The sequence below is a fragment of the Streptomyces sp. NPDC088762 genome (assembly GCF_044750905.1).
Taxonomy (GTDB): Bacteria; Actinomycetota; Actinomycetes; order Streptomycetales; family Streptomycetaceae; genus Streptomyces.
This window is the reverse complement of record NZ_JBIVKT010000020.1, coordinates 116,304-140,290: the sequence shown is the minus strand read 5'-3', so window position 1 is coordinate 140,290 and position 23,987 is coordinate 116,304. Positions and strand designations below refer to the sequence as shown.

General features: G+C 72.9%; 23 protein-coding genes and 1 tRNA gene. 9 read left to right on the top strand and 15 right to left on the bottom strand.

What is annotated here, in order from left to right; all coding sequences use genetic code 11:
• Positions 1 to 6: 6 nt before the first annotated feature.
• A complete protein-coding gene (locus ACIP5M_RS32240) occupies positions 7 to 813 on the bottom strand; it encodes an SDR family oxidoreductase (RefSeq protein WP_401203450.1) in 807 nt (268 codons plus the stop codon).
• Positions 810 to 1,964 (bottom strand): acyl-CoA dehydrogenase family protein, encoded by a 1,155-nt coding sequence (locus ACIP5M_RS32235; RefSeq protein WP_401203447.1) that lies wholly within the window; start codon positions 1,962 to 1,964, stop codon positions 810 to 812. Before ACIP5M_RS32235 ends, ACIP5M_RS32240 begins: the two co-directional genes overlap by 4 nt.
• A gap of 44 nt (positions 1,965 to 2,008) precedes the next feature.
• Here ACIP5M_RS32235 and ACIP5M_RS32230 point away from each other — a divergent pair, with 44 nt between their 5' ends.
• From ACIP5M_RS32230 to ACIP5M_RS32220, 3 genes are read left to right on the top strand one after another with little or no spacing between them, the layout of a single operon-like run.
• Entirely contained in the window at positions 2,009 to 2,851 is an 843-nt protein-coding gene (locus ACIP5M_RS32230) for an enoyl-CoA hydratase (protein WP_401203444.1), read from the top strand.
• Complete coding sequence (locus tag ACIP5M_RS32225; protein ID WP_401203441.1) at positions 2,851 to 3,996, top strand: acyl-CoA dehydrogenase family protein; 1,146 nt, start codon at positions 2,851 to 2,853, stop codon at positions 3,994 to 3,996. Before ACIP5M_RS32230 ends, ACIP5M_RS32225 begins: the two co-directional genes overlap by 1 nt.
• Positions 3,996 to 4,991, top strand: coding sequence for an acyl-CoA dehydrogenase family protein (locus ACIP5M_RS32220; RefSeq protein ID WP_401203438.1), 996 nt, complete (start codon positions 3,996 to 3,998; stop codon positions 4,989 to 4,991). The genes ACIP5M_RS32225 and ACIP5M_RS32220 overlap by 1 nt, the downstream gene beginning before the upstream one ends.
• On the opposite strand, the gene ACIP5M_RS32215 is transcribed toward ACIP5M_RS32220, so the two are convergent.
• The 3 genes from ACIP5M_RS32215 to ACIP5M_RS32205 are packed head-to-tail and all read right to left on the bottom strand — an operon-like array spanning position 4,964 to position 6,502.
• Positions 4,964 to 5,335, bottom strand: coding sequence for a YrdB family protein (locus tag ACIP5M_RS32215; protein WP_401203435.1), 372 nt, complete (start codon positions 5,333 to 5,335; stop codon positions 4,964 to 4,966). The genes ACIP5M_RS32220 and ACIP5M_RS32215 overlap by 28 nt on opposite strands.
• Before the next feature lie 20 nt (positions 5,336 to 5,355).
• Positions 5,356 to 6,081, bottom strand: coding sequence for a class I SAM-dependent methyltransferase (locus tag ACIP5M_RS32210; RefSeq protein ID WP_401203432.1), 726 nt, complete (start codon positions 6,079 to 6,081; stop codon positions 5,356 to 5,358).
• Positions 6,082 to 6,100: 19 nt separating this feature from the next.
• Positions 6,101 to 6,502: a hypothetical protein gene (locus ACIP5M_RS32205; RefSeq protein ID WP_401203429.1), complete on the bottom strand. Its 402-nt coding sequence runs from the start codon at positions 6,500 to 6,502 to the stop codon at positions 6,101 to 6,103.
• Positions 6,503 to 6,626: 124 nt separating this feature from the next.
• Between ACIP5M_RS32205 and ACIP5M_RS32200 the strand changes: the two genes are divergently transcribed.
• A tRNA-Trp gene (locus tag ACIP5M_RS32200) sits at positions 6,627 to 6,700 on the top strand.
• Between the two features lie 4 nt (positions 6,701 to 6,704).
• Here the strand turns inward: ACIP5M_RS32200 and ACIP5M_RS32195 are convergent.
• From ACIP5M_RS32195 to ACIP5M_RS32185, 3 genes are read right to left on the bottom strand one after another with little or no spacing between them, the layout of a single operon-like run.
• Positions 6,705 to 7,712, bottom strand: a complete 1,008-nt coding sequence (locus tag ACIP5M_RS32195) for an alpha/beta hydrolase (protein ID WP_401203426.1) — start codon at positions 7,710 to 7,712, stop codon at positions 6,705 to 6,707.
• A complete protein-coding gene (locus ACIP5M_RS32190) occupies positions 7,709 to 8,440 on the bottom strand; it encodes an SDR family NAD(P)-dependent oxidoreductase (protein ID WP_401203423.1) in 732 nt (243 codons plus the stop codon). The genes ACIP5M_RS32195 and ACIP5M_RS32190 overlap by 4 nt, the downstream gene beginning before the upstream one ends.
• A 3-nt stretch (positions 8,441 to 8,443) precedes the next feature.
• Positions 8,444 to 9,565, bottom strand: coding sequence for an LLM class flavin-dependent oxidoreductase (locus ACIP5M_RS32185; RefSeq protein WP_401203420.1), 1,122 nt, complete (start codon positions 9,563 to 9,565; stop codon positions 8,444 to 8,446).
• Between the two features lie 104 nt (positions 9,566 to 9,669).
• Between ACIP5M_RS32185 and ACIP5M_RS32180 the strand changes: the two genes are divergently transcribed.
• Complete coding sequence (locus ACIP5M_RS32180) at positions 9,670 to 10,269, top strand: PadR family transcriptional regulator (RefSeq protein ID WP_401203417.1); 600 nt, start codon at positions 9,670 to 9,672, stop codon at positions 10,267 to 10,269.
• On the opposite strand, the gene ACIP5M_RS32175 is transcribed toward ACIP5M_RS32180, so the two are convergent.
• Complete coding sequence (locus ACIP5M_RS32175; RefSeq protein ID WP_401203415.1) at positions 10,200 to 10,679, bottom strand: flavin reductase family protein; 480 nt, start codon at positions 10,677 to 10,679, stop codon at positions 10,200 to 10,202. The genes ACIP5M_RS32180 and ACIP5M_RS32175 overlap by 70 nt on opposite strands.
• Here ACIP5M_RS32175 and ACIP5M_RS32170 point away from each other — a divergent pair.
• From ACIP5M_RS32170 to ACIP5M_RS32160, 3 genes are read left to right on the top strand one after another with little or no spacing between them, the layout of a single operon-like run.
• Complete coding sequence (locus ACIP5M_RS32170; protein WP_401203536.1) at positions 10,570 to 11,478, top strand: acyl-CoA dehydrogenase family protein; 909 nt, start codon at positions 10,570 to 10,572, stop codon at positions 11,476 to 11,478. The two genes, ACIP5M_RS32175 and ACIP5M_RS32170, sit on opposite strands and share 110 nt — an antisense overlap.
• A gap of 23 nt (positions 11,479 to 11,501) precedes the next feature.
• Positions 11,502 to 12,230 (top strand): VWA domain-containing protein, encoded by a 729-nt coding sequence (locus ACIP5M_RS32165; protein WP_401203412.1) that lies wholly within the window; start codon positions 11,502 to 11,504, stop codon positions 12,228 to 12,230.
• A gap of 36 nt (positions 12,231 to 12,266) precedes the next feature.
• Complete coding sequence (locus tag ACIP5M_RS32160) at positions 12,267 to 12,794, top strand: pyridoxamine 5'-phosphate oxidase family protein (protein WP_401203409.1); 528 nt, start codon at positions 12,267 to 12,269, stop codon at positions 12,792 to 12,794.
• Here the strand turns inward: ACIP5M_RS32160 and ACIP5M_RS32155 are convergent.
• The 4 genes from ACIP5M_RS32155 to ACIP5M_RS32140 form a co-directional block, all read right to left on the bottom strand.
• Positions 12,787 to 14,073: a DUF1906 domain-containing protein gene (locus ACIP5M_RS32155; protein WP_401203406.1), complete on the bottom strand. Its 1,287-nt coding sequence runs from the start codon at positions 14,071 to 14,073 to the stop codon at positions 12,787 to 12,789. The genes ACIP5M_RS32160 and ACIP5M_RS32155 overlap by 8 nt on opposite strands.
• 79 nt (positions 14,074 to 14,152) lie before the next feature.
• Positions 14,153 to 15,262, bottom strand: a complete 1,110-nt coding sequence (locus tag ACIP5M_RS32150; RefSeq protein ID WP_401203403.1) for a hypothetical protein — start codon at positions 15,260 to 15,262, stop codon at positions 14,153 to 14,155.
• Positions 15,259 to 15,483, bottom strand: coding sequence for a hypothetical protein (locus ACIP5M_RS32145; RefSeq protein ID WP_401203400.1), 225 nt, complete (start codon positions 15,481 to 15,483; stop codon positions 15,259 to 15,261). Before ACIP5M_RS32145 ends, ACIP5M_RS32150 begins: the two co-directional genes overlap by 4 nt.
• A 62-nt stretch (positions 15,484 to 15,545) precedes the next feature.
• Positions 15,546 to 16,496, bottom strand: coding sequence for an NAD-dependent epimerase/dehydratase family protein (locus ACIP5M_RS32140; RefSeq protein WP_401203398.1), 951 nt, complete (start codon positions 16,494 to 16,496; stop codon positions 15,546 to 15,548).
• Positions 16,497 to 16,608: 112 nt separating this feature from the next.
• Between ACIP5M_RS32140 and ACIP5M_RS32135 the strand changes: the two genes are divergently transcribed.
• Positions 16,609 to 17,586, top strand: a complete 978-nt coding sequence (locus ACIP5M_RS32135) for a GlxA family transcriptional regulator (protein ID WP_401203395.1) — start codon at positions 16,609 to 16,611, stop codon at positions 17,584 to 17,586.
• A 141-nt stretch (positions 17,587 to 17,727) separates the two neighbouring features.
• On the opposite strand, the gene ACIP5M_RS32130 is transcribed toward ACIP5M_RS32135, so the two are convergent.
• Entirely contained in the window at positions 17,728 to 19,188 is a 1,461-nt protein-coding gene (locus ACIP5M_RS32130; protein WP_401203392.1) for a glutamate synthase subunit beta, read from the bottom strand.
• Positions 19,181 to 23,779, bottom strand: a complete 4,599-nt coding sequence (gltB, locus tag ACIP5M_RS32125) for a glutamate synthase large subunit (protein ID WP_401203389.1) — start codon at positions 23,777 to 23,779, stop codon at positions 19,181 to 19,183. The genes ACIP5M_RS32130 and gltB overlap by 8 nt, the downstream gene beginning before the upstream one ends.
• Between the last annotated feature and the right edge of the window lie 208 nt (positions 23,780 to 23,987).

Here is a 23,987-nt window from a genome sequence, read left to right as displayed (position 1 = left end):
CATCGGCTAGGCGTGCTGGCTGCTGACCGATACGGTCTCGCCGGTCATGTACGAGGAGTAGCCGCTCGCCAGGAAGACGATCACGTTGGCGACCTCCCAGGGTTCGGCGTACCGGCCGAAGGCCTCGCGGGCGGTGAGTTCGGAGAGCAGCTCCTCGCTGGTGACCTTCACCAGGTGCGGGTGCATGGCCAGGCTCGGGGCGACCGCGTTGATCCGTACGCCGAACTCGGCTGCCTCCAGGGCCGCGCAGCGGGTCAGCGCCATCACTCCGGCCTTGGCGGCGGCGTAGTGGGCCTGGCCGGTCTGGGCGCGCCAGCCGACGACGGAGGCGTTGTTGACGAGGACTCCGCCGCCTCCGGACGCCTTCAGCGACCGCAGGGCGGCGCGGGTGCAGCGGAAGGTGCCGCCCAGGGTGACGTCGAGGACCCGGGACCACTGTGCGTCGGTCATGTCGACGAGGGCGGCGGTGCCTCCGAGGCCGGCGTTGTTGACGACGATGTCGAGGCGGCCGTGGGTCTGCTCGGCGCGCTCGAAGAGGGCCTGGACCTGGTCCTCGTCGGTGACGTCGCACGGGAGGGAGGCGATGCGGCCGGCGCCGAACTCGGCGGCGAGCGCGTCCTCGGTCTCCTTCAGGCGGCGCGCGTGGGCGTCGCTGATCAGGATCCGGGCGCCCTCCTCCAGGAAGCGGCGGGCGGTGGCCCCGCCGATGCCGGCGCCGGCGGCCGCGGTGATGACGGCGGTGCGGTCCTTCAGCATGCCGTGGCCGGGGACGTAGTCGGGAACGCGGCCGGGGACGCGGTCGGGGGTGGTCACGCCCGTACCTCCTTGGGAAGGCCGAGGATCCGCTCGGCGATGAGGGTGCGCTGGATCTCGTCCGAGCCCGCGTAGATGGTGTCGGCGCGGGAGAAGAGGAAGAGCCGCTGCCGGTCGTCGAGCTCGTACGGGTCCTCGTGCGCGCCGGCCGCGAGGAGCGAGGCGGCTCCGCTGATGTCCATGGCCAGTTCGCCGAGGTCCCGGTGCCGGCGGGCCCGGTACAGCTTGGCCATGGAGGGGGCGGCCGCCGAGCGCAGGGCGGTGGCGCGCAGGGTCTCCAGGCCGATCCAGGCCCGGACGAGCCGGTCGCGGATCAGCGGGTCGGCGAGTGCGCCGCCCAGGCGGGCGAGTGCGGCGAGGTCTTCGAGTTCGCGTCGGAAGCCCACCTGCTGGCCGAGGGTGGAGACGCCGCGTTCGTAGCCGAGGGTGGCCATGGCGACGGCCCAGCCCTCGCCGGGGGCGCCGACGACGTGGGCGGCGTCGGTGCGGGCGCCGTCGAAGAAGACCTCGTTGAACTCGGAGGTGCCGGTGAGCTGGACGATGGGCCGGACCTCGATGCCGGGCTGGTCCATGGGGACCAGCAGGTAGGACAGGCCCGCGTGGCGGCGCGAGCCGGGTTCGGTGCGGGCGAGGACGAAGCACCACTGGGCCTCGTGGGCGAGGGAGGTCCAGATCTTCTGGCCGTCCACGACCCACTCGCCGCTCTCCGGGTCGAGGGCGGCGCGGGTGCGGACGCCCGCGAGGTCGGAGCCGGCGTCGGGCTCGCTGTAGCCCTGGCACCACAGTTCCTCCACGGCCCGGATGGGCGGGAGGAAGCGGCGTTTCTGCTCTTCGGTGCCGTGGGCGATGAGGGTGGGGCCCAGGAGCTGTTCGCCGATGTGGCCCACGCGGGCGGGGGCGTCGGCGAGGGCGTACTCCTCGTGGAAGGCGATCTGCTCCTCGACGCTCGCGCCGCGGCCTCCGTGCTCGACGGGCCAGCCGAGGCAGGTCCAGCCGTGGGCGGCCATGTGCCGTTCCCAGGCGAGGCGTTCGGCGAAGGCCTCGTGCTCGCGGCCGGGTCCGCCGCGGCCCTTGAGGGCGGCGAACCCGCCGGTGAGGTGGGCCCGTAGCCAGGTCCGAACCTCGGTGCGGAACTCCTCGACGCTGCTCATGGCCGTACGTTAACCTACCAAACACTTGTTAGGGAAGGATCCGCATGCCCGAAGTCCCGGTGGTGCTCTACAAGCGGCGCGGCCCGGTCGCGTACGTGACCATGAACCGCCCCCGTTACCGCAACGCGCAGAACAGCGCCATGACCTACGCCTTGGACGACGCCTTCTACCGCGCCGCCGACGACCCCGCGGTGAAGGTGGTCGTCCTGGCCGGGGCCGGTGAGCACTTCTCCGCGGGCCACGACATCGGCACCCCGGAGCGCGACGCCCACCTCCCCTTCGAACGGCGGGCCGGCCTGTGGTGGGACCACTCGGACCGGCCCGGGGCCGAATCCCGCTTCGCCCGGGAGTCGGAGGTCTACCTCGGGATGTGCCGGCGGTGGCGGGAGCTGCCGAAGCCGGTGATCGCCTCGGTGCACGGGGCGTGCGTGGCCGGCGGGTTGATGCTGGCCTGGGTCTGCGACCTGATCGTGGCGAGCGAGGACGCCTTCTTCGCGGACCCGGTCGTCCGCATGGGCATCCCCGGCGTCGAGTACTTCGCCCACCCGTGGGTGATGCCCCCGCGCATCGCGAAGGAGTTCCTCTACACCGGCGACCGGATGCCCGCCCGGCGCGCGTACGAGGTCGGCATGGTCAACCGGGTCGTGGACCGGGCCCGCTTGGCCGAGGAGAGCGACCGGCTCGCGCTGCGCGTCGCCGGGATGCCCGGCTTCGGGCTGGCCCTGACCAAGCGGGCCGTCAACCAGGCCGAGGACCTCCAGGGCCTGCACACCGGCATGGACTCCGTCTTCGGCCTGCACCACCTGGCGCACGCGCACAACGCGGAGACGGCGGCGGACTCGCTCGGCGGCGTCGGCATCGCCGCCATGAAGGAGGCGAACGGCTGATGGACCTGACCCAGACACCGGACGTAGAGGCGTTCCGGACGGAGGCCCGCGGCTGGCTGGCCGCGCACGTCCCGCCCTCCCCCCTGCCCTCCCTGGAGACGGAGGAGGGGTTCGCGGCCCACCGGGAGTGGGAGGCGCGGCTGCACGCGGACCGCTGGTCGGTGGTGTCCTGGCCCGAGGAGTACGGCGGCCGGGGCGTGGACCTCGTGAAGTGGCTGGTCTTCGAGGAGGAGTACTGGGCGGCGGGCGCGCCCGGCCGGGTCTCCCAGAACGGCATCAACCTGCTCGCCCCGACGCTCTTCGACCACGCGACGCCCGAGCAGCGGGCCCGGGTGCTGCCCTCCATGGCGAGCGGCGAGGTGATCTGGGCCCAGGCCTGGTCGGAGCCGGAGTCGGGCTCCGACCTGGCCTCGCTGAAGTCCCGGGCGGTGCGCACCGAGGGCGGCTGGCTGCTGTCCGGGCAGAAGACCTGGTCCTCGCGGGCCGCCTTCGCGGACCGCGCCTTCGGCATCTTCCGCACCGACCCGGACGCCCCCAAACCGCACCAGGGTCTGACGTACCTGATGTTCGACCTGCGCGCGCCCGGGGTGACGGTGCGGCCCATCGGCCGGCTCGACGGCAAGCCGGCCTTCGCGGAGCTCTTCCTCGACCAGGTCTTCGTACCGGACGAGGACGTGATCGGCGAGCCGGGGCAGGGCTGGCGCATCGCCATGTCGACCACCGGCAACGAACGCGGGCTCACCCTGCGCTCCCCCGGCCGTTTCCTGGCGGCGGCCGACCGGCTGGTCGGACTGTGGCGCTCGCACGGCGACCCGGCCGACACCGCGCTGCGCGACCGGGTGGCGGACGCGGTGGTCGGGGCGCGCGCCTACCAGCTGTTCACCTGGGCGGGCGCGACCCGGTTCGCGGCCGGAGAGACGATCGGCGCCGAGTCCAGCCTGAACAAGGTGTTCTGGTCGCAGTACGACATCGCCCTGCACGAGACGGCGCTGGACCTGCTGGGCGCGGACGCGGAACTGGCGGAGGGCGCGTGGGCCGAGCCGTGGGTCTTCTCCCTGGCCGGTCCGATCTACGCCGGGACGAACGAGATCCAGCGCGACATCATCGCCGAGCGGCTGCTCGGCCTCCCGAAGGGCCGCCGCTGATGCGCTTCCTGCCGACCGACGAGCAGTCGGACTTCGCCCGTATGCTGCGCTCCCTGCTGGGCGCGGCGGACGTCCCCGCGGCGGTACGGGCCTGGGCGGACGGCGGGCACGGGCCGGGGCGGGCGCTCTGGTCCCGGATCGCCGCCACGGGCCTGTTCGCCCTGGCCGCGCCCGAGGCGTACGACGGCATGGGGCTGCTCCCCGTGGAGCTGTCCCTCGGTTTCGTGGAGCTGGGCCGGGCCGGGGTGCCGGGGCCGGTGGTGGAGACGGCGGCCGTCTGCGTACTGCTGTCGGAGCTGGGGGACGAGGGGCTCGCGAAGCGGTTCCTGCCCGGGCTGGTCGCGGGCGAGGCCCCGGCGACGCTGACGCTGCCGGGCGGGTCCCCGTACGCCCTCGACGCGGACGCGGCGGCGTACTGCTTCACGGTGTCGGAGGCGGGCGAGTTCCGGCTGGCGCCGGACGGCGGCGGACCGCTGCTGGCCTCGACGGACCCGGCGCGCCGGCTGACCGTGCCCGCGGCCGGCGGCGAACTGCTGGCCGCGGGCCCGCGGGTGCGGGAGGCGGCGGCGGTGGCGGGGCGCTGGGCCCGGCTGCTGACGGCGGCCCAGTGCCTGGGCGTCGGCGAGGCACTGCTGGCCCGGACGGTCGAGTACGTGAAACAGCGCACGCAGTTCGGGACGCCGGTCGGCTCCTTCCAGGCGGTCAAGCACCGGCTGGCGGACACCCTGCTCGGGCTGGAGTTCGCCCGGCCGCTGGTCTGGGCCGCCGGGCTGTCCCTGGCGCCGGGCGATGTGGCGGCGGCGAAGCTCACCGCGGGCGAGGCGGGGTACGCGGCGGCCCTGTCCGCCCTGCAGCTCCACGGCGCGGTCGGCTACACGGAGGAGCTGGACCTGTCCCTGTGGCTGCGCAAGGCCCGGCCGTTGCGGGACGCGTGGGGCACACCGTCGATGTGCCGGGCGGAGGTGCTTCAGGCGCGGGAGTCCCGAGAGCGGTAGTACGTGACGAGAGCGGTGTTCACGAAAACGATCGCCGCGAACCAGCAGGCCTGGGACCGCAGGCCGAGCCCGACCAGGGCGAGGGCGGCGGCCCCGAACACCACGGCCTTGACGGCGAGCACGGCGGGCAGCGGGACCCGGTAGCGGGCTTTGGGCGCGGCGAAGGCCCCCCACAGCAGAGCGGCGGCGGCCGCGGCCGCCGTACCGAGCAGCACTCCGCCGGCCATCCCGCCACCCTGCCGGTAGCCCCACAGGGCGAGGCCGAGCAGCGCGAAGACCTCCAGGAGGAAGGCGAGGAGGTCGTTGAGCATCCCGAAGGCGCTGCGGCGGCGTGGCGCTGTCATGCGCACAACCTAGTACCGGCTCAGAGGCGGGCGACGGTGAGGCTGACCACGTACGGCTCCTCGACGGACCCGTCGGGGAAGAGGGCCGACAGCCGGTCCCGCTCGGCGTCCGTGAACTCCCGGGTGCGGGCCTCCCCGAGGAGGAGGAAGGCGGAGTGGCTGGCCTGGTTGGCGAGGTGCGCCTCCAGGGGGATCCGCCGCGACCACCGCACCTCCCGCCGGCCGGTGATGTCGAGCCCGTCCGTGGTCTCGCGCGGGGGCAGCCCGATCTCCGCCACGACGGCCCGGATCCGCTCGTCCTGCTCGGCGACCCACGGAACGGAGGTGTCCAGGTCGTTCCACCACAGCGCGAGCGCGCCGCCGGGCCGCACCACGCGGCGGGCCTCGGGGACGGCGCGGGCGGGGTCGGTCCAGTGCCAGGCCTGCGCGTAGGTGAGGAGGTCGAACGCGCCGCTCGCCAGCGGCAGCCGGTCGCCGTCGCCCCGCACGATCGGGATGCCGGGGTGGGCCCGCCGGAACTCGGCGGCCATGCCGTCCCCGGGCTCCACGGCGAGGACCTCGGCCCCGCGGGCGCGCAGCAGCGCGGTGGCGATCCCGGTCCCCGCCCCCACGTCGGCCACCCGCGCCCCGGCGAGCGGCCGCCCGGCGAGCGCTTCGACGGCGTCGAAGAGCTCGGGCGGATAGCCGGGCCGGTACGCCTGGTAGAGCGCGGCAGCGGCGTCGAAGGAGCGGGCGCGGGTGGTCATACGGCCATTCCTCGCCATGTCAGGGGCCGTCCGGACGGGACTCCGGGTGGGACTCCGGGTGGGACTCTGGGTGGGACTCCGGGTGGAACTCGCGCACGACCTCGATCCGGCCGACGATGTGCCGGTTGAACTCGTCCAGTTCCTCGGCAGGCACCCACAGCTCCAGGATGGTCTCGCCGCCGGCCTGTTGGACCGGGTAGCGGGCGAGGAAGGCCGAGTCCACCTCGAAGCGGGTCACGAAGCCCGCTCCGTCGTGCTTCACGTTCCAGTCGCGGGCGATGCGGATCGCGTAGTCCTCGTTGAGGACCGGGTAGAAGATCGGCTGCTCCGGCAGGCGCGGCGGCCAGGCCCGCCAGTCGAGGGCACGGACCAGGTCGAGCTCGGCGGGACCCGTCGGGCGCCAGAGAGTGGTGGTGGGCATGCGGGCGAGCCTACGGAGACCGCCGGGGCATTGACCAGCGGTTTCCCGGCCCCGGCCCGGCGGACCGCGCCCGGGGAATACCGGGTGCGGTCCTCCCCGCAGGTCTCGTAGGATCGCGGCAAGGGCGGGGTCGTAGCACAGAGGCAGTGCGCCTACTCCACTGTAGGAGGACGCCGGTTCGAATCCGGCCGCCCCGCCCCCTTCACTCCGGAGCCGCCACCCACTCCGCCGCCGCGCGCAGCGCAGCGGCCCCGGCCGGCAGGGGAAGGCCCAGGAAGCCGTGGAAGACGCCCGGGTGGAGCTGGACCGTGCAGTCGACTCCCGCTGCCGCGAGCCTGCGCGCGTAGGCGAGGCCCTCGTCCCGCAGCACGTCGCAGTCCGCGAGGACGATCAGGGTGCGCGCGAGCCCGGACAGGTCGGGGGCGCGCAGCGGGGAGACGTGCGGGTGGGCCGGGTCGCCGCCGTATGTGTCCCAGTACCAGGCCATGTGGGCGGCGGTGTGGAAGTAGCCCTCCGCGTAGGCCTCCACGGAGGCGGAGTCCATCGAGGCGTCCAGCGCCGGGTAGAACAGCAGCTGGCCCGCGACGAGTCCGGGTGCCCGCAGTGCGGTGACGGCGGCGAGGTTGCCGCCGCTGGAGTCGCCCGCCACCGTCACCCGCGCCGGGTCGCAGCCCAGCGCCTGCGCCTGCTCGCGCGCCCACAGCAGGACGGCCAGCGCGTCGTCCGTCGCCGCCGGCCAGGGGTGTTCGGGGGCGAGCCGGTAGTCCGCCGAGACCAGGACCGCTCCCGAGGCCGCCGCCAGCGACCGGCACAGGGCGTCGTGGGTGTCCAGCCCGCACATCACCCAGCCGCCGCCGTGGAAGTAGACCGCCAGGGGGCGGCCCTCGGCTCCCGGGTCGGGGTCGTAGACGCGGACCGGGACGCCGGCGGCGTCGGTGTCGTACACCGAGGCCACCTCCGGGCCGCACGGACCCGCGCCGTCCGATCCTCGCGATGCCGCCGCCCGCAGGGCCGCCGGATCGCCGGGGCCGGGGAAACCGGCCGTCATCGCGTCGCACAGCAGCCTGGCCGCCGGTGACAGGAGGTCGCCCGGACGGCTCGGGCCCCCCTCGGCGCCCGTAGTACCCGTATCGCCTGTATCGCCCGTAGCCCCCGCACCGCCCTTGCCGTTCGGACCGCTGGTGCCCGTCGGATCGCTCGGCTCGCTCATGCCGTCGTCATCCCCCCGTCGACCGTGAACTCCGTGCCCGTCACGTACGAGGACGCGTCCGAGCAGAGGAAGAGGACCAGCTCCCCGACCTCCTCCGGCCGCCCCATGCGGCCCAGCGGCACGTGCGACCAGTCCCGGCCGGCGACCGCCTCGGCGACCATCGGGGTGTCGATGGCTCCGGGGTGCACCGAGTTGACCCGGATCCGGTCCCCGGCCAGGTCCAGCGCCGCCGACCTGGTCAGCCCCCGCAGGCCGAACTTCGTGGAGCCGTAGGCCGCGTGGCCCGGTATCCCCACCAGTCCGGCGGTCGAGGAGATGTTGACGACCGAGCCGCCGCCGCCCGCCCGCAGGACCGGCGCCACCGCCCGTATGCCGAGGAACGGCCCCAGCAGGTTGACCCGCAAAAGCGCCTCGAAGCCGTCCAGGGTCTGCTCCTCCACGTGCGCCGTGCGCCACAGCGCCGCGTTGTTGACCAGCGCCGAGACCGTGCCGAAGGCCGCGACCGCCGCCTCCACCACCCCCGCCCAGCTCGCCGCGTCGGCCACGTCGTGCCGTACGTACAGCCCCTGGCCGCCGAGTTCCGCGGCCACCGCCCGGCCCTCGTCCTCCCGTACGTCCGTGACGACGACCCGCGCCCCGGCCGCCGCGCACAGCCGGGCTTCGGCGGCGCCCTGGCCGCGCCCGGCCCCGGTGATGACCACGACCTTCCCGTCGAGGGAGATGCCCATCGTTCAGCCCTCCAGCGCGCGGAAGTGCGGGATGACCTTCTCGCCCCACTGGCGGATGGTCTCCATGCACGCCTCCTGCGGCACGGTGCCCATCTGGATCAGGCACATCACCTCGTCGACGCCGATCTCGCGCAGCTGCTCGACGTACGCGATGGCGGTTTCGGCGCTGCCGTAGGCGTGCTCCGCGTTGTAGGTGCCGGTGTCGACCGGGCGGGCCGGGACGTTCGCCTCGTGCAGCTTGGCGACGAGTTCCTCGCGGCCCTGCGCCAGGGCGGCCACGTGGTCCTCGTCCTCCCCGTGGCCGGTGGGTTCGGGGCCGTTGCCGTACCAGTGCGCGATGGACTCGGCGAAGAAGCGCTGCCCGCGGGTGCCGAGCCGCAGCGCCCGCTCGGCGTCGTCGAGGACGATGGTCGGGCAGAGGGCGGAGAGGTGGTCGTTGACCCGGTCCGACACGAAGCGCTCGCCGTCACGGGTGGCGATGGCCTCGTCGTAGACCTTGCGCATCGCGCGGACGTCGTCGGCGCCCGCGAAGCCCATCACCAGGGCTCCTATGCCGAGTTCGGCGGCGAGCTTGAGGGTGTCGTGTTTGGAGCAGGCCATGAAGAGCGGCGGGTGCGGTTCCTGGACGGGGCGGGGCAGGATCGCGCCGGGGCCGATGTCGAGGGAGCCGTGCCACTCGAACCGCTCCTCCTTCCAGGCGGAGGAGAAGATCCGCAGCGCCTCTTCCATCTGCGGGTAGGTGTCCTCGGGGCGGACCCCGTACATGGACATCTCCTGGCGGGTGGCGCCGCGTCCGGCGCCGATGTCGACACGGCCGCCGGAGAGGACGTCGAGCATGGCGGCGCGCTCGGCGACGCGCACCGGGTGCTGGTAGCCGAAGGGCATGGTGACGACGCCGTGGCCGATCCGGATCCGCTGCGTCCGGGCGGCGACCCAGGTCAGGAAGATCTCGGAGGCGCTCATGTGGGCGTACTGGGTCAGTGAGTGGTGTTCGACGGCCCAGATCCGGTCGAAGCCCATCTCCTCGGCGAGGACGGCCTGTTCCACACAGTCGTGGATGACCTGGCGCTCGCGTGCGGGTGTGGGGTCGGCGAGCTGCGCCTCGAAGATCATCGAGAACTTCACGGTGCGGTCCCTCCATCCAGGAGTTACTTCGAATAGGAATACTTCTAGCAGTCATACCTGCCAGGGGGAAGGGTGCCGCGGGGACCGGTCGTAGACTGCGCTGCGTGGCAGAAGAGACGGCAGACGAGACGACGGACGAAGCGAAGGGGCGCGCACTCCCCGCGACCAGCTGGGCGGTGCTCGGCCTGCTCTCCTTCGGCGAGGAGCTCTCCGGCTACGACCTGAAGAAGTGGTCGGACTGGTCGCTGCGGTTCTTCTACTGGAGCCCGTCCTTCAGCCAGATCTACGGCGAGCTCAAGCGGCTGGAGAAGGCCGGCTACGCCTCCTCACGACTGGTCGCCCCGGAGAGCGGCACCCGCGACAAGCGGGTGTACCGGATCACCGACGAAGGCATGACGGCCGTACGGGAATGGGCGCGCGAGGCGCCGGTCGACCCGCCGGTGCTCAAGCACGGGCCGATGCTGCGGCTGTGGCTGGGCCACCTGCTGGAGCCGGAGCAGATGCGCGAAGTCCTCGTACAGCACCAGGAGTTCGCCGAGAAGATGCGCCGCCGCGCGGTGGCCGACGTGGAGGGCGCCCAGAACGAGGCGGCGTGGGCGTACCCGACGCTCACCCTCAAGTGGGCCGAGCGGTACTACGCCTCCGAGCGCGATCTGGCGGCCGCCATGCTGGCCGACATCGAGGAGCTCGGCAAGCGCCCGTAGGCGCGCCGGAAGTAGAGCAGCGGCGGCTCGCCCGCGCGGTGGACGGCCGGGCCGGTGACGCGGCCGAGCACGATGGCGCGGTCACCGCCGTCGAGGACGCCCTCGAGCGTGCACTCGACGGTCGCGAGGACCCCGTCGAGCAGGGGCGCGCCGTTGCCGCCCGGCCGCCAGGGCACGCCGGCGAACTTGTCTCCCCCGGTCACGGCGAACCGGCGCCACAGCTCCCGCTGATCCTCGGCCAGGATGTTGACGGCGAAGGCTCCGGCGGCCCGGATCCTCGGCCAAGAGCTGGGCCGGGCGCTGAGCCCCGTCCCGTATCTCGGCTCGGCGGTGCTGACCGTAAGGGCGCTGCTCGAGTCGGGCGACCGGGAGGCCTGTGCACGGCACCTGCCGGGGCTGGCGGAGGGCACCGTGGTGGGCGCGCTGGCCTGGGCGGAGGACCCGCCCGCCGGGCCGGGGAGCTGGGAGGCGGGCGACCTGGCCGCCCGGGCGGAGCCGGCGGCGCACGCCGGCCGCGCCGCGCCGCCCGCCGGCTCCGACTGGCTGCTCACGGGGACCAAGCGGTACGTCCTGGCCGGGCCCGCGGAGCCCGCGCTGCTGCTGGCCTTCGCCCGCACCGGGAACGGCGGCGGTGGACTGGGGCTGTTCGAACTCACCGGCCCGCCGGCGGACTTCACCGTACGGTCCACCATGGACCGCACCCGCCCCCTCGCGGAGCTGACCCTGGACCGGACCCCGGCCCGGCTGCTCTCCGCGGACGGCGCCCGGATCCTGGCGCGGGTCCGGGACGCGGCCTGCACGGCACTGGCCGCCGAGCAGACGGGGGAAGCCGGACGGGCCCTGGAGCTGACGGTCCGGTACGCGATGGACCGGATGCAGTTCGGGCGGCCGATCGGCTCCTTCCAGGCGGTGAAACACCGGCTGGCGGACATGTACACGGCGGTGGAGACGGCCCGTTCGCTGGCCCTCGCGGCGGCGGCCGCCGAGGACCGCCCGGAGGCGGCCGCCGCGGCCGCATCGGCCTGCTCGGAGGCGTTCGCGTACGTCGCCGGCGAGATGATCCAGCTGCACGGCGGCATCGGCATCACCTGGGAGCACGAGGCGCACGAGTTCTTCAAGCGGGCCCACGGCTCCGCCCAGCTGTTCGGCACGCCCGCCACACACCGGAAACGGCTGGGGTCCGTACTGGAGTTCCTCTCGGCGGGGTGACGCGGTCGACGTACCCTCGACCCATGACGGGCAGTGCGATCAACCTCCGCAAGGTCGAGGAAACGGCTCCGGCGCTCGTGAGCCTCTACAAGAGCGCCGGGGTCTCCCTGCGCAAGTTCGGCCTGGAGGGCGGACGCGCCGCGGTCTACCTGGTCCTGGACTATTCCGGGTCGATGCGCCCGTACTACCGGGACGGCAGCGTGCAGGCCCTCGCCGACCGGGTGCTGGGGCTGTCGGCGCACCTGGACGACGACGGCCGTGTGCCGGTGGTGTTCTTCTCCACGGAGGTCGACGCGATGGAGGAGATAGCGCTCGCCGGGCACGAGGGCCGGGTCACCGCGATCGCCTCCCGCCTCGGCCACATGGGCAAGACGGCCTACCACGCGGCGATGGACGCGGTGATCGACCACTACCTCGACTCGGGGGCCGGGCAGCCGGCGCTGGTCGTGTTCCAGACGGACGGTGGGCCCATCAACAAGCTCGCGGCGGAGAAGTACCTGTGCAAGGCGGCCCGGCTTCCGCTCTTCTGGCAGTTCGTCGGCTTCGGGAACACCCGCAGTTCGCAGTTCGACTTCCTGCGACGGCTGGACGAACTGCCCGTCCCGGCCCGGCGCGTGGTGGACAACGCCGGCTATTTCCACGCGGGCCTCGACCCGCGCGCCGTCCCGGACTCGGAGCTGTACGACCGCCTGGTCGGCGAGTTCCCGGCGTGGCTGGCGGCGGCGCGCAGCGCGGGCATCGTGCGCGCCTGAGCGGCGGCCGTCGGAGCCGCGCGCTTTGATGGGGGTATGACGACGAACAACTGGGCAGCGTTTGAGAAGGCCGAGCCGGAGTTCGCGGCGGCCGTCCAGGCCCGCTTCGCGCAGTACCCGCACCACGTCCTGGCCACCCTCCGCAAGGACGGCTCCCCGCGGCTGGCCGGGCTGAATGTCGACATCCGCGGCGGGGAGCTGTGGCTGGGCATGATGGCGGGCTCCCTGAAGGCCCGGGACCTCCAGCGCGACCCGCGGTTCGCCCTGCACACCAATCCGGGTGCGGGCGAGGAGATGGCGGACGGGGACGTACGGATCTCCGGGCGCGCGGTGGAACTGGTGGATCCGCCCGAGCTGCACCGGTACGCGGAGGAGACCGAGACCCCGCACCCCTTCCACCTGTTCCACGCCGATCTGACGGAGGTGGTCCGCATCGGCGTGGAGGGGGACGATCTGGTGGTGCGGTCCTGGACCCCGGCGCGCGGCCTGCGCACCATCCGCCGGGGCAATGACGACGAACCGCCGAGGGAGGACCCGCCGGCGTCGGAGGGTTCGGCTAGCTGAGCGGGAAGAGGGCGCCGGTCCCGAGGACGGAGGGGTCGACGTCGACCCAGTTGCGGTCGATGTTGATGGTGACCCCGCCGTAGGAGGCGTCGTGGTCGCCGCGGAACTGGTGGGCGCGGCGCCGGCCGGCCCACTGGGTGGTGCCCGCGGGCAGGCCCATGTCGGCGTCGCCGACGGAGGGCGAGTCGTTCCAGCGGGCGACCCACAGCACGTCCGGCATGGCCTCGGGTGCCTGGTGGTGGTGGGCGCTCAGCGCCTTGGCCCCGGAGCCCGCCGACACGTAGGCGGCGGAGCGGTAGCCCAGCTCGTGCAGGCGGACCGTCCAGGCGGTCAGGTAGGCGACGACCGGGGCGTCCCAGGTGGCACGGTCGGTGTAGCCCTCCACGTCGTTGTAGAGCACGGTGCCCGGGGGCAGGCCCAGCGATTCGGCGGCGGCCGCCGCGCCGTCGGCGGCGGACCGGCCCTGGGCGTCGGCCTCGGAGGGGTCGGTGGACAGGCCGGTGCTGGAGCTGTGCCAGGGCTGGGGGCCGACCCAGATCGGCATGAGGTGCCAGCCCGCGTCGGACTGCCGCCGCACCCAGTCGGCCGTGAGCTGCGGCTGGGCGCAGGCCCGGGCGCGGCCGCCGATGTAGATGCCGATCGCGCCGAAGGGGGAATCGGCCCGCCAGGTGTCCATGGACTGCTGGTTCGGGGCGGTGCAGGCGTCGAAGCCCTCGCCGGTGAAGGGGGGCTGTGCGGTACGGGGCGTGTCGCCTCCGGCGGCCACCGCGGGCTCGGCGGGGGGCTTGGGGCCCGAGGGAGTCACGGCGCGGGCGCGTGCCAGGACCCGGCGCACGGCGTCGGGCGCCTCCCCGTAGGAGACGGTGGCCATGACCCCGGGCCGGGTCAGGGCGTAGCGCAGCTCGTTGCTGTCGGTCTCGGGCGGGTCCTCGGGCGGCACGGTTCCGGAGTCGACGGTGATGGTGGGGATGTCGGCGCGCGGCGGGGCTCCGTCGAGGGGTTCGAGGTGGAGGGTGTCGGCGCGGCCGGCGACGGCCCGGCCGGTGCACCGCCGCTGGGTTCCGGCGCGGCCGAGGTAGAGGGTGGGCAGATCCAGCCGCAGGCAGGCGTCGGGGTCGAGCTCGAGGTCGACGATCCGCCAGTCGGCGGGGACGGCCAGGCGCAGGCCGCCGTAGTCGATGGTCCGCGCGTCGGCGGCGGCGGTCGTCGCGGCGGGGAGTACGGGGACCAGCAGGGCGGCGCCGAGGAGGCCGCTCAGCAGGGTTCGGATGGGGGCCATGATCCGGATAGTTACCAGAGTCACCGTGCGGCGGGGCCCCTCAACTGACCTCAGGAGCCCCGCGGAAGGCCCGTACGGCCTACGGCTCCGGGCTCGCCGGCTGGTCCCGGAAGGCGGGCAGGTCGAAGATCCGCTGCTTGCCGTCCTCGTCCATCAGCTCGACGAGGGGCAGCACCGGCTCCCACAGGTCCTGCTTGTCGACTTCCCGGACCAGTCCGTCCAGTTCGGTGTCGCCGAGCGCGGCGGCGGCGTCCGCGACGACCTTGCGCGCCTCGTCGGGCAGGACGCCGACCAGCGGCAGGAACTCGCCCCACAGCCCGGTCGCCACGACGGCCCGGACCACGCCGGCCAGCACCTGCGGATCCCGCAGCGAGTCCAGCCGTGCGACGGCGAGCCGGTCCTCCGCTCCGAGCAGGGCGACGAGGGGCAGCAGCGTCTCCCACAGCCCCTGATCGTGCGTCACCCGCACGAGTGAGTCCAGCGAGGCCGCGTCGAGGCGGGCCGTGAGCCGGGCGATCCGCAGCCGCTGCTCCCCTCCGACCATGGCGGCCACGGCGAGGGCCTCCTCCCAGAGCCCGGCGGCCGAGGCGGTGCGGACCACCGAGCCGAGCCGTTCGTCACCCATGAGTTCGAGGATGCGGGGCAGCCGCTCGGGCAGGTCGGCGTAGAACCCGGCCCTCAACACATCCGCGTCGTCGACCTGCTCGAGGATCCGCGCGAGCACCTGGTCGCGCATGTGGCCGACGAACCGGCCCATCGTGAGGTGGTCGCGGTTCTCGGCGAGCGCGACGGCGATCCGTACGACGAGCCCCTCGTCGAGCCGGTCCACGATCGCGGCGATCTTCCGCGGGTCCAGGTGGGCGCAGGACTCCGCCGTGAAGGACACGGGCAGCTTCTCGATGATGTCGGCGGCCCGCCCGGCCTCCAGCCGCCCCGCGACGGCGGCCGCCAGGCGGGGGCCGAGCGCCTTCTGCGAGATGGCGGCGGCCACCCCCGCGGGCACCAGCCTGGTCGCGGCGGCGATCCGGTCGAGCATCTCGGGGGCGCCGTCGAACAGCACGGCGGTGGCCCGCTCCCGAAAGGCCCGCACGTCCTCGCCCGGCAGCCCCGCGAGGAACCCGACCTCGGTGGCGTCCAGCCCCAGCAGCCGGCCCGCCTTCTCGACCTCGGCCCGCCCCGCGGCGCTCACCGGAACAACACCTTGCGCACGGCCCCCCGCGCGAGCGCGGGCACCAGCCTGAGCGCCTCCTCGGCGGCCTCGTTCAGCCCCCCGGCCCGCCGCGCCCGCTCGTCCCGCAGCGCGTCGGCGAGCACCGCCACTTCCCCGGCGTCCAGCCCCGCGAACGAGGCGGGAGGCCGAACACCCCCCAACTCCGCCTCCAGACGGCCCATTTCCTCATCGGTACGCACGGGACGACCTCCCCCACCAAAGACGACGACGGCTCGCCCCGAGCGTGGGCGCGCGTTGACTATTAGTCAATACTCGCGGGTAGGCCTGCTCCCGCCCGCCGCGCGCTCCGCGCCATCTCCTTGAGCACGAGCTCCTCTTCAGTGGCCCGTACGCCGAGCAGGCGCTCGGTATCGGAGGAGTCGAGGAGCAGTTCCCGGTCGTACTGGTACGCCATCTCGGGGATCTCGGCCATCACCGCGTCCGCGGCGACGGCCGCGTCCAGTTCCCGCGGGGTCATGGTCCTGAGCCTTGGCTCCGGGGCGCCGGCGATCGCGGCGAGCCGCCCCATCAGGTCCCTGGGGGACAGCTCGGACGTGGACGGCACGTGCCAGGCCCGGCCCCACACGTCCTCCCGCCCGCCGACGGCGACGAGCGTACGGGCGACGTCGTCCACGGCGGACCATGCGTGCCGGTGCTCCAGGCCGACCGGCAGGACCGCCTCGGTGCCGGCGAGCACGGCGGGTACGGCCGCCAGGGGGAACAGGCCCACTGCGGTCGCGCCGATGAAGTCGCCCGCCCGGACCTCGGCGAACCGCACCCGCCCGGCCTCGTGCGCGGCCAGGGCCTCCTCCCAGATGGCGGCGCGGACCCGCCCCTTGTCGGAGTTGGGCCGCATGGGCAGGTCGGGAGTGAGGGGGCCGCGCGGCTCCCCGTAGCCGTACACGTTGCCGACGAGGACGTAGGGGACCCCGCTGCGCTCGGCGGCGGTGAGGAGCGAGGCGGCGAGCGGCGGAAAGGCGGTCCGCCAGTCCTGATAGGCGGGCGCGGCGGCGTTGTAGAGCGTCTTCGCTCCGCGCAGCAGCTCGACCAGACGACCGGTGTCGCCGATGTCGGCGGAGACCCGCTCGACGAGCGGATGCTCGGGGCCGCCGCCCCTTCGCGTGACGATCCGGACCCGCTCCCCGGACTCGGCGAGCAGGCGGGCTGTGGCGGTGCCGATCGCTCCGGCGCCGACGATGACGTGCAGGGCCATGCCCGTACTCCCTTATCAATCAGCAGTGTTGCGTCTGTGAGCGGACCAACTCTCGCGCCGGACGGCCCCGTACAGTAGTGGCCGGAATGCCAAGAATCCGGAGGTTCGAGCCATGACGCCCCCTCGCCCGCACCGCGTCGCGGTCATCGCCCTCCCGCCGGTGACCACCTTCGACCTGTCGATCCCGGACGTGGTCTTCGGCGCGACGCGCGTCGGTGGGCAGCCCGCCTACGAGGTGACGGTCTGTACGGTCACCCCTGGCGTGGTGGAGGCGATGACCGGCATGGCCGTCGTGGTGTCGCACGGGCTGGACGCGATCGACCGGGCCGACACGGTGATGGTGACGGGCACCGGTTCGCGGACCGACGCCGACCCACGCGTGCTGGATGCCCTGCGGGCCGCCGCCTCCCGGGGCCTGCGCATCGCCTCCATCTGCACGGGCGCGTTCGTCCTCGCGCAGGCCGGGCTCCTCGACGGACGGCGCGCGACGACGTTCTGGACGATGTCGGAGGAGTTCCGCCGCCTCTTTCCGGAGGTGGACGTACGACCCGACGTGTTGTTCGTCGAGGACGACGGCGTCCTGACCTCGGCCGGGCTCTCGGCGGGGATCGACCTGTGCCTGCACATGGTCCGCCGCGACTGCGGGGCGGCGGTCGCGAACGCGACGGCCCGCCTGGTGGTGGCGGCCCCGATCCGCCCGGGCGGCCAGCCCCAGTTCATCGAGACCCCGCTCCCGCCCGAGCGCGGCACCTCCCTCGCGCCGACCCGCGCGTGGGCCCTGGCCCGCCTGGACGAACCGACCACCCTCGCCGACCTGGCCGGCCATGCCGGCACGAGCACCCGCACACTGACCCGCCGCTTCCGCGCCGAAACGGGCCTCAGCCCCCTCCAGTGGCTCCTGCACCAGCGCCTGGACCGCGCCCGCGAGATCCTGGAGACCACGACCCTGCCGATGGACCAGGTAGCTGCACGCAGCGGCCTCGGCACGGCCGACTCCCTGCGCGCCCACCTCCTGCGCCAGACGGGCCTCACCCCGTCCGCGTACCGGTCGCTGAAGCACGCCAAGGCACGTGTCGAGACCGCTACTTGACGTGGTCGATGCCGCATACGCCCCCCGAACGCCACAGCGCCCGCCATCCCTGGTCGGGGACATGGCGGGCGCTGCGTCAGGTTTCCGTACGCCTTTGTACGGACCGTATGAGGGGTCTCCCCGGGGGGAGGGGTGACGGGGTTACACCGTCAGTGAACGGTCCGTCGGCTTGACCGGGTACGGGAGGGTGCTGCTGCCGGTCAGGTAGCGGTCCACGCCGCGGGCGGCCGAGCGGCCTTCCGCGATGGCCCAGACGATGAGCGACTGGCCGCGGCCCGCGTCGCCGGCGACGAAGACGCCGTCGACGTTGGTCGCGTAGGAGGCGTCGCGGTCGATGTTGCCGCGGGCGTCCAGCTCCAGGCCGAACTGCTCCACCAGGCCGTTGGACTGGTCGGTGCCGGTGAAGCCCATCGCCAGGGTGACCAGCTGCGCGGGGAGGACGCGCTCGGTTCCGGGCTTCTGCTCCAGCTTGCCGTCCTTGAACTCCACCTCGACGAGGTGCAGCGCCTGGACGTTGCCGTCCTCGTCGCCCTCGAAGTGGGTGGTGGAGACGGAGTAGACCCGCTCGCCGCCCTCCTCGTGCGCCGAGGTGACCTTGTACAGCATGGGGAAGGTCGGCCAGGGCTGGTTCGCGTTCCGCTCCTCGCCCGGCTTCGGCATGATCTCCAGCTGCGTGACCGACAGCGCGCCCTGGCGGTGGGCGGTGCCCACGCAGTCCGCGCCGGTGTCGCCGCCGCCGATGACGACCACGTGCTTGCCCTCGGCCGTGATGGGGGGCGCCATGAAGTCGCCCTCCTGGACCTTGTTCGCGAGCGGCAGGTACTCCATCGCGAAGTGGATGCCCTTGAGGTCACGGCCCGGGACCGGCAGGTCGCGGGAGACCGTCGCACCGGCCGCGATGACGACCGCGTCGAACCGCTTGCGCAGGTCGGTCGCGGTCAGGTCGCGGCCGATCTCGATGCCGGTGCGGAACTTGGTGCCCTCCGCGCGCATCTGCTCGATGCGGCGGTTGATGTGCACCTTCTCCATCTTGAACTCGGGGATGCCGTAGCGGAGCAGACCGCCGATGCGGTCCGCGCGCTCGTACACCACCACGGTGTGACCGGCCCGCGTCAGCTGCTGGGCCGCGGCCAGACCGGCCGGACCGGAGCCGATGACGGCGGCCGTCTTGCCGGACAGGCGCTCGGGCGCCTGCGGGGTGGCGTCGCCGTTGTCCCAGGCCTTGTCGATGATCGAGACTTCGACGTTCTTGATCGTGACGGCCGGCTGGTTGATGCCGAGGACGCACGCCGACTCACACGGGGCCGGGCACAGGCGGCCCGTGAACTCCGGGAAGTTGTTCGTGGCGTGCAGCCGCTCCGACGCCGCCGCCCAGTCCTCGCGGTAGGCGTAGTCGTTCCACTCGGGGATCAGGTTCCCGAGCGGGCAGCCGTTGTGACAGAACGGGATGCCGCAGTCCATGCAGCGGCCGGCCTGCTTGCTGATGATCGGCAGGAGGGAGCCGGGGACGTAGACCTCGTTCCAGTCCTTGAGGCGCTCGGCCACGGGACGGGAACAGGCGGTCTCGCGCGGGGTGGTGAGGAAGCCCTTCGGGTCAGCCATGGGTCGCCGCCTCCATCATCTTCTCCGTGGTCTCGGATTCCGAGAGTCCGGCGAGCTCAGCGGCGTCCTTGGCGGCGAGCACTGCCTTGTACGTGGTCGGGATGATCTTGCTGAAGCGGGCCGCCGCGGCGTCCCAGTCAGCCAGGAGCTTCGCGGCCACGGTCGAGCCGGTCTCCTCCTCGTGGCGGCGCACCACATCGTGCAGCCACTGCTTGTCGGTGTCGGAGAGCTCGGTCTCGACCGCCTCCGCGTTGCCGACGTTGACGTTGTCCGGGTCGAGGTCGATGACGTACGCGACGCCGCCCGACATGCCGGCCGCGAAGTTGCGGCCCGTCTCGCCCAGGACGACCGCCTGGCCGCCGGTCATGTACTCGCAGCCGTGGTCGCCCACGCCCTCCGAGACGACCAGGGCGCCGGAGTTGCGGACGCAGAAGCGCTCGCCCGTGCGGCCGCGCAGGAACATCTCGCCGCCGGTGGCTCCGTAGCCGATGGTGTTGCCGGCGATGGTGGAGTACTCGGCGAGGTGGTCGGCGCCGCGGTCCGGGCGGACCACGATGCGGCCGCCGGAGAGGCCCTTGCCGACGTAGTCGTTGGCGTCGCCCTCCAGGCGCAGCGTGATGCCGCGCGGCAGGAAGGCGCCGAAGGACTGGCCGGCGCTGCCCGTGAAGGTCAGGTCGATGGTGTTGTCGGGCAGGCCCGCGCCACCGAACCTCTTGGTGACCTCGTGGCCGAGCATGGTGCCGACGGTCCGGTTGATGTTCCGGATGGCGACCTGGGCCCGGACGGGCTGGGCGGTCTCGGCGGAGTCGGCGGCCAGCGCGTCGGCCGCGAGCTCGATCAGCTCGTTGTCGAGGGCCTTCTCCAGACCGTGGTCCTGCTCGATCAGGGCGTGGCGGACCGCGCCCTCGGGCAGCTCCGGCACGTAGAAGAGGGGCTCGAGGTCGAGGCCCTGGGCCTTCCAGTGCGTGACGGCCTTCGTCGTGTCGAGCAGCTCGGCGTGGCCGACGGCCTCCTCGATCGTGCGGAAGCCCAGCTCGGCGAGGAGCTCGCGCACCTCCTCCGCGATGAACTCGAAGAAGTTGACGACGAACTCCGGCTTGCCGGAGAAGCGGTCGCGCAGGACCGGGTTCTGCGTGGCGATGCCGACCGGGCAGGTGTCCAGGTGGCAGACGCGCATCATGACGCAGCCGGAGACGACGAGCGGCGCGGTCGCGAAACCGAACTCCTCGGCGCCGAGCAGCGCGGCGATGACCACGTCGCGGCCGGTCTTGAGCTGGCCGTCCGTCTGGACGACGATCCGGTCGCGCAGGCCGTTGAGCAGCAGGGTCTGCTGGGTCTCGGCGAGGCCGAGCTCCCAGGGACCGCCCGCGTGCTTCAGCGAGGTGAGCGGGGAGGCGCCCGTACCGCCGTCGTGGCCGGAGATGAGGACGACGTCCGCGTGCGCCTTGGAGACACCCGCGGCGACGGTGCCGACACCGACCTCCGACACCAGCTTCACGTGGATGCGTGCCGCCGGGTTGGCGTTCTTGAGGTCGTGGATCAGCTGAGCCAGGTCCTCGATGGAGTAGATGTCGTGGTGCGGCGGCGGGGAGATCAGGCCGACGCCCGGGGTGGAGTGCCGGGTCTTGGCGACCCACGGGTAGACCTTGTGGCCGGGCAGCTGGCCGCCCTCGCCGGGCTTGGCACCCTGCGCCATCTTGATCTGGATGTCGTCCGCGTTGACCAGGTATTCGCTGGTCACGCCGAAGCGGCCGGAGGCGACCTGCTTGATGGACGAACGCCGCGCCGGGTCGTACAGGCGCTCCGGGTCCTCGCCGCCCTCACCGGTGTTGGACTTGCCGCCCAGCTGGTTCATGGCGATGGCGAGGGTTTCGTGCGCCTCCTTGGAGATGGAGCCGTACGACATGGCGCCGGTGGAGAAGCGCTTGACGATCTCGGAGACCGGCTCGACCTCGTCGATGGAGATCGACGGGCGGTCGGACTTGAAGCCGAACAGGCCGCGGAGCGTCATCAGGCGCTCGGACTGCTCGTTCACGCGGTCCGTGTACTGCCGGAAGATGTCGTACCGGCGGTTGCGGGTGGAGTGCTGGAGGCGGAAGACCGTCTCCGGGTCGAACAGGTGCGGCTCGCCCTCGCGGCGCCACTGGTACTCGCCGCCGATCTCCAGCGCGCGGTGCGTCGCCGGGACGCCGGAGGCCGGGTACGCCTTGGCGTGGCGGGCGGCCACCTCCTTGGCGACGACCTCCAGGCCGGCGCCGCCGATCTTGGTGGCGGTGCCCGAGAAGTACGTGTTGACGAACTCCTCGTTGAGGCCGACGGCCTCGAACACCTGGGCGCCGCGGTAGGAGGCGACGGTGGAGATGCCCATCTTGGACATGACCTTCAGGACGCCCTTGCCGAGCGCGTAGATCAGGTTCTTGATGGCCTGCTCCGGCTCCAGGCCGGACAGGAAGGTACCGGCGCGCAGCAGGTCCTCGACGGACTCCATGGCGAGGTACGGGTTGACGGCGGCGGCGCCGTAGCCGATGAGCAGCGCGACGTGGTGGACCTCGCGGACGTCACCGGCCTCGACCAGCAGACCCACCTGGGTGCGCTGCTTGGTGGCGATGAGGTGGTGGTGCACGGCGGAGGTGAGCAGCAGCGAGGGGATCGGCGCGTGCTCGGCGTCCGAGTGGCGGTCCGAGAGGACGATCAGGCGGGCGCCGGCCTCGATGGCGGCGTCGGCCTCGGCGCGGATCTCGTCGATCCGGGCGGCCAGCGCCTCGGCTCCGCCGGAGACCCGGTAGAGGCCCGAGAGGGTGGCGGCCTTCATGCCCGGCATGTCGCCGTCGGCGTTGACGTGGATGAGCTTGGCCAGCTCGTCGTTGTCGATCACCGGGAAGGGCAGGGTGACGCTGCGGCAGGACGCGGCGGTCGGCTCCAGCAGGTTGCCCTGCGGGCCCAGCGAGGACAGCAGCGAGGTGACGAGCTCCTCGCGGATGGCGTCCAGCGGCGGGTTGGTGACCTGCGCGAAGAGCTGGGTGAAGTAGTCGAAGAGCAGCCGGGGGCGCTCGGACAGGGCGGCGATCGGCGAGTCCGTGCCCATGGAGCCGAGCGGCTCGCCGCCGGTGCGGGCCATCGGCGCGAGGATGATGCGCAGCTCTTCCTCGGTGTAGCCGAAGGTCTGCTGGCGGCGGGTGACCGAGGCGTGGGTGTGCACGATGTGCTCGCGCTCGGGCAGGTCCGACAGCTCGATCTCGCCGGTCTCCAGCCATTCGGCGTACGGCGCGGCGGAGGCGAGCTCGTTCTTGATCTCGTCGTCCTCGATGATCCGCTTCTGGGCGGTGTCGACGAGGAACATCTTGCCGGGCTGGAGGCGGCCCTTGCGGACGACCTTGGCCGGGTCGATGTCGAGCACGCCGACCTCGGAGCCGAGGACGACGAGGCCGTCGTCGGTGACCCAGTAACGGCCGGGGCGCAGACCGTTGCGGTCGAGGACCGCGCCGACCTGGGTGCCGTCGGTGAAGGTGACGCAGGCCGGGCCGTCCCAGGGCTCCATCATCGTGGAGTGGTACTGGTAGAACGCGCGGCGGGCCGGGTCCATGGAGGTGTGGTTCTCCCACGCCTCCGGGATCATCATCAGCACGCTGTGCGGCAGCGACCGGCCGCCGAGGTGGAGCAGCTCCAGGACCTCGTCGAAGGAGGCCGAGTCGGAGGCGTCCGGGGTGCAGATCGGGAAGATGCGGTCCAGCGCGCCGTCGCCGAAGACGCCGGAGGCCAGCTGGGACTCGCGGGCCTTCATCCAGTTGCGGTTGCCCTTGACCGTGTTGATCTCGCCGTTGTGCGCGACGAAGCGGTACGGGTGGGCGAGCGGCCAGGACGGGAAGGTGTTCGTCGAGAACCGCGAGTGGACCAGGGCGAGCGCCGACGCGAAGCGGCGGTCGGAGAGGTCCGGGAAGAAGGGCTCCAGCTGGCCGGTGGTCAGCATGCCCTTGTAGACGATGGTGCGGGCGGAGAGCGACGGGAAGTAGACCCCGGCCTCGCGCTCGGCGCGCTTGCGCAGCACGAAGGCCTTGCGGTCCAGCTCGATGCCCGTGCTCCCGTTGGAGACGAACAGCTGGGAGAAGGCCGGCATGGTGGCGCGGGCGCCGTTGCCGAGCAGGTCCGGCGTCACCGGAACCTCGCGCCAGCCGAGGACCGTCAGGTTCTCCTCGGCGGCGATGGCCTCGATCTGCTCCACGGCGACGGCCTGTGCGGAGCCGTCGGCGGGGAGGAAGGCGATGCCGACGGCGTACGCGCCGGCCTCGGGAAGGTCGAAACCGGCCACCTCGCGCAGGAACGCGTCGGGCACCTGGGACAGGATTCCGGCGCCGTCGCCCGAGTCCGGCTCGGAGCCGGTCGCGCCGCGGTGCTCGAGGTTCCGCAATACGGTCAGCGCCTGCTCAACGAGCGTGTGGGTCGCCTCGCCGGTGAGGTTCGCCACGAATCCGACGCCACAGGCGTCCTTCTCGTTGCGCGGGTCGTACATGCCCTGCTGGGCGGGGCGACCGTCCATGGGCGACCAGGCAGTGGTGCTGGGGCCGGTCGCGGAGTGCGTGGATGCGGAACGCATCGGCTCTCCCGTCGTCGTCGTGGCATATGTGCATAGCCGAGGGACGACGTTGGCCCTCTGCGAAATTTCGTGCAGGTTACATGATGGCGGCAATCCCGAGAAGCGGATATGCCATTCCAGCATGCGGACAATGCACGAGGCAGAAAAGAAGGGGACCTTCGGCGACGCTGCAGAAAGTTGACGGGGGACGAAGGTCCCGGCGCGTGGC